Origin of the sequence: Catalinimonas alkaloidigena, from assembly GCF_900100765.1 — a bacterium.
GTDB classification, from domain to species: domain Bacteria; phylum Bacteroidota; class Bacteroidia; order Cytophagales; family Flexibacteraceae; genus Mooreia; species Mooreia alkaloidigena.
Genome location: NZ_FNFO01000003.1, coordinates 884,018 through 896,651, shown reverse-complemented (window position 1 = coordinate 896,651; position 12,634 = coordinate 884,018). Strand labels below are relative to the sequence as shown.

Below are 12,634 nucleotides of genomic sequence, written 5' to 3'. Positions count from 1 at the left end.
CTTTGCGTGTGACCTTTCGATCAAAAGCGGCTGCAAAACTAGTAACCTTTTTCCCTCCTGTCAACCCCTCTACCCAAAAATATTTTCGCTCGCCTCGCCTCCGCTTCCCCTCGCCAGCTTCTCCGTCGAAGGGGCTGCAAACCTACACCCACCGCCCGCAACCTCCAACACTTGTGGATAACTTTTTCTCCTCTCCCACGCCCTTCTCCTCCCACCGGAAATTGCTAACCCAGAAACTCAGGTTAGAAGTTCCGGCAGGGGACAGTTTTTTTACAGCACGCCTTTGGTGCTGGGCAGCGCGTCCAACCGACGCGGATCTCGTGCCACGGCCTGCTGAATGGCTTTGGCAAAAGCTTTAAAGATCGACTCGATTTTGTGGTGCTCGTTGGTTCCTTCCACTTTGATGTTGAGGTTGCACGCAGCGGTGTCCGTGAAGGATTTGAAGAAGTGGAAGAACATCTCGGTTGGAACATCGCCAATCTTTTCCCGGTTAAATTCTGCCTCCCACACCAGCCAGCTCCGGCCCGAAAAGTCGATGGCCACTTGCGCCAATGCCTCATCCATCGGCAGCAGGAACCCATACCGGTAAATGCCCTTCTTGTCCCCCAGCGCCTTCTTAAATGCCTCGCCCAGCGCCAGCGCGGTGTCTTCTACAGTGTGGTGTTCGTCGATGTGGAGATCGCCCCGGCAGCGCAGCGTCAGGTCGATGCCGCCGTGGCGCGCCAGTTGGTCCAGCATGTGATCGAAAAAGCCCAGTCCCGTTTCGATATCCGCCACGCCACTTCCGTCCAGGTTGACCCGCACTTCAATGTCGGTTTCTTTCGTGGTGCGTCGCACATTTCCCACGCGGTCGGGCAACCGCAGGAAACGGAAAATCTCCTTCCAGTCTTCGGTGACCAACGCTAGCGCCGCTGAGGTCTGGTCTTTCGTCGCGTCCGGATCGGCAATGCGGATTGCTTTCGTTCCGAGGTTTTCGGCCAGTTGCACATCCGACCAACGGTCACCGATTACGTAGGAATTGGCCAGATCGTAGTCGCCGGATTGGTATTCTGTCAACATCCCAATGCCGGGCTTCCGGGTCGGTAAGCCTTCGTACGGAAAGCTGCGGTCGATGTGAATCTTACGAAAGGATATTCCCTCCCCTTCCAAAATGTCCAGCATCTTTTCGTGGGCGGGCCAGAAGGTATCTTCCGGGAACGAGCTGGTTCCCAGGCCATCCTGGTTCGTGACCATCACCAGTTCGTAATCCAACTCGTTTGCGATGCGGTGCAGGTTGACAAGGGCACCCGGCACAAACCGTAGTTTCTCCAGGGAGTCGATCTGTTCATCTTCCGGCTCCAGGATGATGGTGCCGTCGCGATCGATAAAAAGGACTTTTTTCATTTCAGCAATCTCTTAAACCACGGGGCTAAACTGGTGCAGCGCCCGGAGCAGTGTCTCATTTTCTTCTTCGGTACCGACCGTGATGCGCAGGCACCCTTCGCACTGTCTCAGGCGGGATCGGTCGCGCACAATAACCAGTTGCTCAATCAAGTAACGGAAAACTCCGCCGGCGTCCTGCATCTTCACCAACAGGAAGTTGGCGTCGGATGGATAGATGTGTTCTACGTAAGGCAGTTCCTGCAACTGCTGCGTCAGGCGACGGCGTTGCTGCAAGATCTGGTCGACCATCTGATCCTTTTCACGCTCGTGCAGCAAGGCTTCCAAGCCCGCCCGTTGTGTCAATTCGTTGACGTTATAGGGTAGCTTGATCTTGTTCAGGACCTGAATCACGTCGGGTGACGCGAAGGCCATACCGAGCCGCAAAGCCGCCAGCCCCCACGCTTTCGAGAAGGTCTGCAACACAACTAAGTTAGGATAGCGGCGCAGTTCCGCCAGCCACGTCTGGTCAGGGGCAAAATCGATGTACGCCTCGTCGACGATAACCATTCCGGAAAAAGACTCCAGCAGAGTGCGTACCGACGCGGCCGCCATCAAATTGCCGGTTGGGTTATTGGGCGAGCAGACAAACAGCAGTTTGGTGTGTTCGTCGACCGCTGCCAGCGTCCGCTCTACATCGATCTGGAAATCGGCTGTGAGCGGCGCGCGTACCACGCTTACGTCGTTGACGGCAGCGCTTACTTCGTACATCCCGTAGGTGGGCGGCAAAATCAGGATGTTGTCTTTTCCGGGACGGCAAAACATCCGGATCAACAAGTCGATGGCTTCGTCGCTGCCTCCGCCACCCAGAAAAATCTGGTCGGGACGGACGCCCTTGATGGCTGCCAACGCTTGTTTGAGCTGCTGCTGATACGGGTCCGGATAACGGTTCAAGGCATCGTTAAGGGCCGAGCCGAAGGCATTTTCGTTGGCGTCGAGAAACACGCCTTCCTTGCCGGTGTATTCGTCGCGGGCCGACGAGTAAGGAACCAGGTCACGCAAATGCGGCCGGATCAAATCTTCCAGAGGTTTCATCGTAAAGGGTTGAACTACGCAAAGTAGTAAGGAAAGATGCGAAAGCGAAAAGGGGCAGTATACGTCCAGGCCAGGTGCCTCAATGGTCCAGCAGCCGCCGGTGGTAATTGACCTGCCCCAGATGGTAAGTCATGTGCGTAGCCAGGTGGATCAGAAAGTAGGCGGTTGTCATGCTGGTGCCGAACACGTTCAGGGGATAATCGGCTTGCAAACGCTCCGGCGTCAGCTGGCGTAATCCCTGAAGCACTTCGGTTTCCGTCCGGTCGACTTCTGCCAAAAGCTCGGAGCGGGGAACGTCTTTGCGCGAAAATTCCAGATCGCGCTGGCGTACGTACCCTGACTTGCCGAGTTCGGCCCCGATGAACGTACGCAGGTTGCCTGCCAGGTGCAAGCATAAATTTCCCGCCGAGTTTTTAATGTCTTTCTCGACCACCCAAATGTTTTCTTCGTGCTGATAGGCCGCGATTTCTTCGCGCAACTTGGCCAGATCGCGCTTAAAGAGGCTTTGCAATACGTCTATAAGAGAACCTTCCATGGGACGTTAGAAAAAGCTAGTCGAGGTCTTGCAAACGCAGCAATACGGCGTTTTTGTGGGCATCCAGCGATTCGGCTTCGGCCATATGGGCGACGTGCCGCCCCAGGTGCTGGAGTCCCTGCGCGCTGAGGCGCTGGTACGTGATCTTTTTAATAAAGCTGTCGAGCGAGACCCCGCTGTAAGCACGGGCGTAGCCGTTCGTGGGCAAAGTATGGTTGGTGCCCGAAGCATAGTCGCCGACCGATTCGGGCGTCAGGTGGCCCAGAAAGACCGAACCGGCATTGACCACCTGTTCGGACCAGGCTTCGGCTTCGCTGACCGCCATGATCAAGTGCTCGGGCGCGTATCGGTTGGAAAGCGCCACCGCTTCGTTCAGGTCGCGAACCAGAATCAACCGGCTGTGCTCCAGCGCCGGTTCGGCCAGCGCCCGCCGGGGTAATTCTGCCAACTGGCGGGCCACTTCTTCTTGCACGGCCATCAGGAGGGTTTCCGAATCGGTCACCAGCATTACGTGGCTGTCGGCACCGTGTTCTGCCTGCGACAGCAGATCGACGGCCACATACGCCGGATTGGCGGTGGCATCGGCAATCACCAGCACTTCCGACGGACCCGCCGGCATGTCGATGGCGACGCCTTCTTTGCTGACCAGTTGTTTGGCGACGGTCACGTACTGGTTTCCCGGCCCGAAAATCTTATCTACCCTCGGCACCGCCTCGGTTCCGTAGGCCATGGCAGCTACGGCTTGTGCCCCGCCAATTTTGTAAATCTTGTGGACGCCGGCCAGATCGGCCGTAAAAAGGATGGCCGGATTGACAGAACCGTCTTTGGCGGGGGGCGTGCACATCACGATTTCGGGACACCCCGCCACCGCGGCCGGCACCGCCAGCATCAACACCGTCGAGAAGAGCGGAGCCGTGCCGCCCGGCACGTAGATGCCGACCCGCTGAATCGCCACCGAACGTCGCCAGCATCGCACTCCCGGCATCGTTTCGACTACGACTTCGGCTTCGCGTTGGGCTTCGTGAAATTTCTTGATGTTAGCGTAGGCCTGTCGGATCGCCGCTTTCAATTCTTCGCTCAGCAAAGCGGCGGCCTGCTTGCGCTCTTGGTCCGTGACCAGGAGTGCCTCGGGCATGGCTCCGTCGAAACGCATCGTAAATTCCTTCACGGCCGCATCGCCCTGCGTGCGTACGGCTTCCAGAATGGGCAGGACGCGTTCTTCGGTCTGGCGGGTGTCCAGCGAAGGACGCGTTACGATGCTATCCCACGTGGCCTGCTCAGGATATCGGAATACACGCATGATCAGAGAATCATCTTTTCGATCGGGACAATCAGAATACCTTCGGCACCGGCTGCTTTCAGCGCATCGATTTTGCTCCAGAATTCCTCTTCGTGAATCACCGAATGTAAAGAGCTCCAGCCCGATTGCGCCAGGGGCAGCACGCTTGGGCTGCGCATGCCCGGCAGCAGATCGATGACTTTGGCCAGCGACTCGTTCGGCACGTTCATCAGAATGTATTTATTATCGCGTGCGTTGTGCACGGATCTGATCCGGAACAGCAAATCGTCCAGGATTTTTTTCTTTCCCTCCGACAAGTGCGGATGGGCTACCAGCACCGCTTCCGACTTCATCACCACTTCGACTTCCTCCAGGCCGTTGCTGAACAGCGTACTGCCCGAACTCACAATGTCGCAGATGGCCCCGGCTAGGCCAATGCTGGGTGCGATTTCGACCGAGCCGCTGATCTCGTGGATATCGGCCTCTACGCCGTGTTGCGCCAGGTAATTCGCCAGAATTTTAGGATACGAAGTAGCAATGCGCTGGCCCTGCAGGCTTTTGATGCCCTGATAGGTTTCGTTTCTTGGAATGGCCAGCGACAGTCGGCAACGCGAAAAGCCCAGCTTGTACACCAGGTCAACTTTCTCGTCTTTTTCGGCCACGACGTTTTCGCCCACAATGCCCAGATCGGCTATACCGTCGGCCACGTAGCCGGGAATGTCGTCATCGCGTAGAAAGAGGAATTCCATCGGGAACGTATGCGACTGGGCTTTGAGCTTGCCCGTTCCGTTCTGGAAACCGATGCCACATTCGCGAATGAGTTGCAGGGAGGAGTCGCTCAGGCGGCCAGATTTCTGGATGGCCATCCGAATTACATTGTCAGCCAAAAGATGTGGGGATTAGATAAAACAAAAGCACCGACCGTCGGTCTGACGGCGGCGCAAAAGTAACGAAGGACAGCAACATGCAATAGAAATCTCCCCAACAGAATCCATTTGGCAGAAGGATCAGCCGATAACTTCCGTAGCGGGGTACGTTACCATCGATGTAGGGGCTCCGGCGTCGTCGCGCTTGAAGGGATCGTCGCGCTGGGCGCTCATGAAGAAATAGGCAACGGTAGAAATCAGGGCAATTACGCCCCATACTTTCAGAACACTGGCGCGAGATTTCTCAGCTCCCCACCACACAGCAAAGCCGGGGCGGATGAGGCCGATGATCAGCATCATGACGGAGATAAAAACAAGTCCTTGCAGAATTACGCTCAATGCATCCATATAACTTATTGGGTCAGTTTAAGATTCAGCGGCTTCGCAGAAGCTGCGTTGTTTAAGAATGGTATGTAACTCCATACGTGCAACCGCCCCGATAGTTAGTATGCGGGCCGTATTTTCGACTACCCCCTAGTGCAATTCCCGGTTCGTGAGGTCTTTGCACGCATAGCTCAGGAGTGTAAGGAAAGGAGGCTAGTTCGCAACTCCTTTACAGTCAAGGATCTATATCTTGCATCTATGGAAAAAAGGAACAGGACGCAGGTATTTATCGTAGACGACGATCCCATTACACTACAACTTTCCAGGTATCGCCTCGAAAAAGAGCAGGCCTACGAAGTAACTACGTTTACCAATGCCGAAGATTTTCTGATGAGGCTGGAGGACAACCCCGACATCGTCGTGTTGGATTATCGGCTTCCGAACACCAACGGCCTGGAGATTTTGAGAAAAATCAATGCCGCCAGCGAGCATATCTCCTGCGTGGTGATGTCCGGGCAGGAGAGTGCCGAGGTAGTGGTAGAGGCCTATAAACACGGCGCAAAGAATTACATCATCAAAGGCGAACAAGCCTTCGACGAGCTGGCCGCGTGTCTTCAGCAATTGAATACGCAGTATAAATTGCGGCGCGATCTGGACCGGCTGCGCGAGCAGGTGCTCGATCGGGAACGTTACTGGCGCATCGTCGGCGAAAGCCCTGCCACCTTGCAGGTACTGCGCCTGATCCAGAAAGTGGAGCGTACCGAACTGCTGGTGCTGATTACGGGCGAAAGCGGTACAGGGAAAGAACTGGTGGCCCGCGCCATTCACTACAACTCGCCCCGGAAACGAAAGCCTTTTGTGGCCATCAACGTCGGTGCCATTCCCGAAGACCTGATCGAAAACGAGTTATTCGGACACGAGAAAGGCGCTTTTACCGGAGCGCTCAGCCGCCGGATCGGTAAATTCGAAGAAGCCAATGGGGGGACCATCTTCCTGGACGAGATCGGCGAAATGGACCTGGCGATGCAGACCAAGCTCCTGCGCATTTTGCAGGAACGTGTGGTAACGCGCCTGGGCAGCAACAAGGAAATTAAGCTGGACATCCGCATTTTGGCGGCCACGAACCGCAACCTCGCCGAGCTGGTACGCCAAGGCAAGTTCCGGGAAGATTTGTACTACCGCTTGCAGGGATTTCTGATCCACCTTCCCGCGCTGCGCGAACGGGATAACGACGTGATTATGCTGGCAAAGCATTTCGTGAAGACGGCGTGCGAGAAAGCCGGGATTCCACTCAAGTCGTTCACGCCGGACGTTGTCCGTCAGATGATGCAACACCCGTGGCCGGGCAACATCCGCGAACTTCAATCGGTTGTTGAGCGGGCCGTACTGCTGAGCGATGGCCCTAAAATCACCGAAGAAGACCTCATTTTTGCGCCGGTGGTCTAGTTGAGCGTTTCTGTCAGAAACTATTTATACCAAAAAGGGGCGGTGTTGAAACACCGCCCCTTTTTTGGCTCTGGCTGCTGTGAGTCTGTCATAATCGCCAGCAAGTCCGCCCCTATCCATTCGTCCTGCTTTAGGCTTCTCCCCCAGCTAAGCTTCCACAAAAAAAGCACCCCGTCCGTCTGACGAGGCGCTTTGCTGTATGAATGCTCCTGTTTCTTCTTACTGTTTCACGACCTTGATTACATTCGATACCTGATCGTTTACCTCGATCGTCACAAAGTAAAGACCGCTTGGCAGGTGTGCTACGCCCGAAAGGGACACTTCCTGTTTTCCACGGATCAATGCTTCCTGCTGACTTTTTACGGCGACGCCCTGTTGGTTGGTCAGGAGGATACGCCCCGTACCCGCCTCGTTTGATTCGTACACGATGTGCAGCACATCGCGGAACGGGTTTGGATACGCCGACGAAAGGCTGACCTGCGCTTTTTCCGACAGGGTTACTGCTACCGGGGCAAACGTTTCGGTCGTACCGTCGAAGTCGGTCTGAGACAGACGGTAGTAGCTGGTGCCGGCCAACGGCTGCTGATCCGTCCAGGTATAGTCGCGACGCTGGTTGACCGTACCCGCCCCTTCTACCTGTACCAAAGGCGTGTAGACGTTACCGTCGGCGCTCCGCTCCAGCGTAAAATGAGCGTTGTTTACTTCAGCGGCTGTGGCCCAATGCAGCTGAACCGCATGTTCTGCTGTAGGAGTGGCCTCGAAGCTGATCAGCGTCACGGGCAAAACGGTAGCTTCTCCGTCAACGACCCAGGCCGTTTCGGCTTGAGCACACCCTCCGACCGGGCACGGATCGCCGTTATTTCCTGTGTTTGCTACGCCGGGTTGTGAGGCATCGCACGTATTACAGCCCGCGCCAGCGCTTCCGGGCGTTTGATTGAAGGTTGCGTAGGGGCTTGAGGCCGACGTGAAGCGCAGAATGGCTCCGGCCCCGCCGCCGCCGCCGCCGCCGTGCGAATCGGAACTGGTGACGCTCCCCCCGTTTCCGCCGTTGGCTTCGAAAGTCAGTTCGCAGTTCAGCGGCATGCTGTTGACATCCAGCATCAGGGTTCCCCCGGCGCCGCCACCGCCGCCGCCGTCGTTCCCACCACCAACTGTATTGGCGGCTGATTGCCCGTTTGCACGAATGCCGTGCGTGCCTGCGCAATCGCTGACCAGGCTTCCGGCACGGACCAGTGCCAATCCTCCTCCGCGGCCGCCGCTGGTAGAATTCCCGTTGTTCTGCTGGCCACCGCCACCACCGCCGCCCAGAAAAACGCGGTTTTCGGAAGCGTTGTAATCCAGCGCATAGCCAGCCACTCCGTTCCCGCCGGGCCCATAGTAGCTGTCGCCACCGTTCCCCCCGCGGGTGTAGTTGCTGCCGCCGCCGCCGCCGGCGTTGTGGGTATTCCCGCCACCGCCACCGTTGGCTACGGCACCTCGGCCCCAGCGGTAGTTGTCGTTGGTCACATTGACAATGCCCTCGCCTTTCTGTCCAAAGCCCGTGCCTTCGGCGGTGAAGTAGGTGGCATCGTCCGTGCCGCCGCCGTTCGAAGTGGTATTGGGGATACCTCCAATAAAGCCCAGTTCACTCACGTCAATGTCGCCTTCCAGGCGCAACACCTGCTCCACTTCCAGGGCCAGTATCCCCCCACGCCCCAGAGTAGGGTCCCAGGGCAGGGCCGTGAGCGTGCCGGTTACCGTAGCATTCTCGTACTGAGGCACCCGGACCACCTGTGTAGTCGCGCTGTAATCGTACAGCAGCGAAGAAAAGGCCAAGACATTATAATTTGTGCCGTTGACGTTGGTAATGTATTTGTCCTCGATGGTTGTGAGTTCGTAACGCCCGCTCATGCCGTAGCCGGTAATGGACCCGAAGGTGGCATCGTTAGCGGTACTGACCGAAGCGCCTTTCATCTGCATGATCATCACCTTGTCTCCGATCTGGAAATCGTCCCAACTGCCCGAGAAATTATCGATCGCCAGCAGCCGGCTTGCGTAATTCTTTGCCACTACCCGGGCGTAGCTGTTGATCACACCGCTGATGGACGTGGGGGGGGCGGCCAGTGCCCGATCCGAATTCCCGAACTGAATGTAGAGAAACACGCCGATCCCGAATAACGCCGTTAAGGCAAACGCCTTTGCCACGGTGTGAAGGCGGGTGGAGACAGCGGTGCGCGGGCGTAAATGAAGTCGCTTTCTTGATTTCATGAAACCTTTGAATTTGAGGATTCAAAAATATATTCTCCTCATTTTCATTAGGTTCCAAAACCGAATCAGATGTTACACAACTACCATTATACAGACATTACTATTCAACAAAACCAATGATTCATTCGATAAAAAATATGATCCTTCGTTTATCTCTGCCGCTATGATTTCTTCCGAACCCACTTGACAAAGCGCTGCACGGCTTCGTCCTGCTGTAACGATTCGAGGGTGTTGAATTGCCGACCCAACGTCTTTTCGTCATACAAGGTATGCAGGTGGTTGTGACAATCACGGCAAAGATTCAGCCCCCGGGTGCGCAACTCCCATTTGTCGAAGTTTTTCTGGAACCACTTTTTCCGGTGGGTGGTGCGGGGAATCAGATGGTGGAACGTCAGCGGCTTTTCGCGTCCGCACAGCTCGCAGCAGCCCCAGGTTTCCCGTTTCTTGACCGGCTCTTTCATCGTTTACCACAACAACGCCTCGCGCCGATTGTTCCGGCGGGTCAAGCGTCTTTTTCGCGTTTCTCCCGTATACATCAAAAACCAATGTTCAACCAAGCTTAGCGATGCTATCGTGAATACAAATCAGCAAAAGTACATCTGGGCCGTTTTGGGAGGAGCCGTCGCCACTACTATCGGCATGACCGCCCGGGCCGTTCGCAAGGCACGCACGCTCCCGCCTCTGCAAGTGGCTGCACACGTCGACCTGGAAAAATACATGGGAACGTGGTACGAAATCGGGCGCTATCCGCTGGCCTCTGAAGACGGCTGCACCGAAGCGCAGGCCACCTATACCCTACGGCCCGACGGCCACGTGCAGGTCATCAACCAGTGCCTGAAAAACGGCGAAATCAAAGACGTGCGGGGCACGGCCAAGGTGGTAGATCCCACCACAAATGCCAAACTCAAGGTAACGTTTTTCTGGCCGTTCAAGGGCGACTACTGGATTATGAAAGTGGGACCAGAACAGGAAGGCATCGGCTACCGCTATGCGTTGGTGGGCCATCCGTACCGCGAAACGCTCTGGATTCTGGCACGGGAGGCGAGCTTGCCTCAGGAAACGCTCGACGAATTGCTGACGCTGGCGCAACAGCAAGGTTACGAAGACCTGGACCGTATGGTGTGGCGAAACGACGGAACCCACTAACTTAGCGCCTGTAGACCGTCTGTCGATTACCGTTGCTTCTTTTCATTTCACGGATCCTGGAAAGCCTGGGCCGCATTCGCTGGGGCGATCTGCGCGGCCTGTTTCAGGCCTTTGGCCTGATGCTCGTCAGCACGTGCGTGGGGATCACCGGTTTTATCATTCTGGAGGGGTATAGCCTGGTCAATGCGTTTTACATGACGGTCATTACGCTGTCGACCGTCGGTTATACCGAAGTGGAGCCACTGAGCGAAAAAGGCAAGATTTTTACGTCGCTCTACATCCTGTTCAACCTCAGTATCTTCGCGTATTTCGTCTCGATCTTTACCGCTTACATCATGGAAGGAAAGCTCCGCAACATCCTGCAGCAGGTTCGCAACGAACAGGAACTGGAAAAAATGAAGAATCACGTGATTGTGTGCGGACTGGGACGTAACGGCAGCAAAGTGTGCGAGGAGCTGGAGCGGAGCCGGATTCCGTTCGTGATGATCGACAACCATCCGGCCTTGATCGAAAGCGAACTGGAGCAACAGTCGGAATTACTGATCCGGGAAGATGCTACCGACGACGCCACGCTGCACCGCGCCGGCGTGAGCCGGGCCCGTGCCCTGATCACTACCCTGCCCAAAGATGCCGACAACGTGTTCATCACGCTCAGTGCCCGTGAACTAAACGCGAAGTTGTTGATCATTTCGCGGGCTTCGGACGAAAGCTCGATCTCCAAATTGCGCCGCGCCGGTGCCAACCATGTCGTGATGCCCGATGCCATCGGCGGGCTGCACATGGCCAACCTGATTACCAAGCCGGAAGTCATCGAGTTGCTTGAGCTGTTCAACGGAACCGTGCCGGGTGCTCCCAAAAAGCTGGAGGAAATTCGTTCGGACAGCCTGAAGGCCGAGTACCAAGGCAAAACGCTACGCCAACTGAACATCCGCGCCCTGACCGGCGCTACCGTGCTGGGCCTGAAAAATGCGCGCGACGAGTTTGAGGTCAATCCCCACCCCGACATCCACATTGGTCCGCAGGATGTCCTGATTTTTTTCGGCACGACCGAAGAGATAGAAAAAACGAAGTCTACGTTCTGCCGGTAGTGGTCCGCGCTCACCAATGCTCACCTGATGATCCTCTCCCGTTGAGTCACCTCTTTTTTCGTGTGCTACGTTCAATTGCGGCAACGCCTGAGCTGTGGGGGCGGGCGTGGTGCTGGTGCGTGGTGCTGTGCAGCCTGATTCCATTTGCCAGCGGCGCACAAGGCATCGAACCTACGTTCGAAGGCGACGAGCAACCGCCCCAGTACGACACGACTTACATCAAGCGGTACGCCTCACAGCTGATTTTTAAATTCGGAGGCGCGTATCGTGCCAATGCCCTGCAGGTGATCGACCGGACGCAAGGAAACCGTTACGGGTACACGACGCAGCCGCTGTGGAAGAATGTGCTGGGCGTTCGCTACGAATGGCTGGGCCTGCTCCTGGTTTACAATCCCTATTTTGTGGGGAGCACGCTGATTGCGCCTCATCGGTCGCGTACGTTCGATCTACAGGCCAACTCGTATGGGCGGTGGTATTTTGCCAACCTCTACCACCAACGGTACCGCGGGTATCGGTTGCAGCAACCCCACCGGCTGATGGACCCCGCACCGGCACCGTTGCCCTATCCGTTACGCGATGATATGCGCATCCGTGCTTACGGCGGAAATGCCTACTATACGTTCAACCACCAACGCTTCTCGAACCGTGCGGCCTTCACCCACTCGGAGCGGCAACGCAAAAGCGCCGGCGCGCCCCTGGCCGGGATTTTCGTCCTTTATACGCAGTTCGAGGCCGATTCGGGTCTTGTGACGCCCGCGTTTCAACCTTCGTTCAGCGCGGATGCCAACCTGGAGCGCGGCGAGTTTTTACAGGCGGGCGTTGCGTTAGGATACGCGTACACGTGGGTCTGGCGACAGTGGTTTGCGACATGGTCGATGACGCTCCATCCGGGCACGGGTTACAGTAAAATCTGGCTTGCAGGACAGCCAAGCCCGCAGGAGAGTACGCCGATCAACCTCAGTGGTGGGGCGCGGTTCGCCGTCGGCTACAACACCGATCGGGCCTACCTGGGCGTGTGGGCGATTTTTAATTACCATCCGGTATCGTACACACCGCAACAGCAACTGCGCTTCCAGTCCACCAACGTGCAATTCGGGTACGTGCGTCGGGTCGAGATGCCCGAAACCCTCTACCGCCGGATACGGGTGCCGAATCCATTCAAAAAAGGTGAGCGCTTGTTTTGAAGAAA

At 56.4% G+C, this 12,634-nt stretch carries 12 protein-coding genes; 4 read left to right on the top strand and 8 right to left on the bottom strand.

Annotation, left to right across the window (positions count from 1 at the left end; genetic code table 11):
• Window positions 1-270: 270 nt before the first annotated feature.
• From hisB to BLR44_RS10935, 6 genes are all read right to left on the bottom strand, one after another.
• Window positions 271-1,383, bottom strand: coding sequence for a bifunctional histidinol-phosphatase/imidazoleglycerol-phosphate dehydratase HisB (gene hisB, locus BLR44_RS10960; protein ID WP_089681740.1), 1,113 nt, complete (start codon window positions 1,381-1,383; stop codon window positions 271-273).
• Between the two features lie 12 nt (window positions 1,384-1,395).
• Entirely contained in the window at window positions 1,396-2,454 is a 1,059-nt protein-coding gene (gene hisC / locus BLR44_RS10955; protein ID WP_089681739.1) for a histidinol-phosphate transaminase, read from the bottom strand.
• A gap of 79 nt (window positions 2,455-2,533) precedes the next feature.
• Window positions 2,534-2,989, bottom strand: a complete 456-nt coding sequence (locus BLR44_RS10950; RefSeq protein WP_089681738.1) for a DinB family protein — start codon at window positions 2,987-2,989, stop codon at window positions 2,534-2,536.
• Between the two features lie 16 nt (window positions 2,990-3,005).
• Entirely contained in the window at window positions 3,006-4,289 is a 1,284-nt protein-coding gene (gene hisD, locus BLR44_RS10945) for a histidinol dehydrogenase (RefSeq protein ID WP_089681737.1), read from the bottom strand.
• Window positions 4,290-4,291: 2 nt separating this feature from the next.
• Window positions 4,292-5,134: an ATP phosphoribosyltransferase gene (gene hisG / locus BLR44_RS10940; protein WP_089681736.1), complete on the bottom strand. Its 843-nt coding sequence runs from the start codon at window positions 5,132-5,134 to the stop codon at window positions 4,292-4,294.
• Between the two features lie 141 nt (window positions 5,135-5,275).
• Complete coding sequence (locus BLR44_RS10935) at window positions 5,276-5,542, bottom strand: hypothetical protein (protein WP_089681735.1); 267 nt, start codon at window positions 5,540-5,542, stop codon at window positions 5,276-5,278.
• A gap of 234 nt (window positions 5,543-5,776) precedes the next feature.
• Between BLR44_RS10935 and BLR44_RS10930 the strand changes: the two genes are divergently transcribed.
• Window positions 5,777-6,964, top strand: coding sequence for a sigma-54-dependent transcriptional regulator (locus tag BLR44_RS10930; RefSeq protein WP_089681734.1), 1,188 nt, complete (start codon window positions 5,777-5,779; stop codon window positions 6,962-6,964).
• 219 nt (window positions 6,965-7,183) lie between these two features.
• Here BLR44_RS10930 and BLR44_RS10925 read toward each other — a convergent pair whose 3' ends face one another.
• The gene (locus BLR44_RS10925; RefSeq protein ID WP_089681733.1) at window positions 7,184-9,211 is read right to left on the bottom strand and encodes a T9SS type A sorting domain-containing protein; all 2,028 of its coding nucleotides are present in this window, start codon (window positions 9,209-9,211) and stop codon (window positions 7,184-7,186) included.
• Window positions 9,212-9,372: 161 nt separating this feature from the next.
• Window positions 9,373-9,672, bottom strand: a complete 300-nt coding sequence (locus BLR44_RS10920) for a hypothetical protein (protein ID WP_089681732.1) — start codon at window positions 9,670-9,672, stop codon at window positions 9,373-9,375.
• Window positions 9,673-9,784: 112 nt separating this feature from the next.
• Between BLR44_RS10920 and BLR44_RS10915 the strand changes: the two genes are divergently transcribed.
• The 3 genes from BLR44_RS10915 (at window position 9,785) to BLR44_RS10905 (ending at window position 12,629) form a co-directional block, all read left to right on the top strand.
• A complete protein-coding gene (locus tag BLR44_RS10915) occupies window positions 9,785-10,357 on the top strand; it encodes a lipocalin family protein (RefSeq protein WP_143017235.1) in 573 nt (190 codons plus the stop codon).
• Window positions 10,358-10,389: 32 nt separating this feature from the next.
• Window positions 10,390-11,445 (top strand): potassium channel family protein, encoded by a 1,056-nt coding sequence (locus BLR44_RS10910; protein WP_245706031.1) that lies wholly within the window; start codon window positions 10,390-10,392, stop codon window positions 11,443-11,445.
• A 62-nt stretch (window positions 11,446-11,507) separates the two neighbouring features.
• Window positions 11,508-12,629 carry a DUF4421 family protein gene (locus BLR44_RS10905; protein WP_176955986.1) on the top strand — a complete coding sequence of 374 codons (1,122 nt, stop codon included), beginning with the start codon at window positions 11,508-11,510 and terminating at the stop codon, window positions 12,627-12,629.
• Window positions 12,630-12,634: the final 5 nt, after the last annotated feature.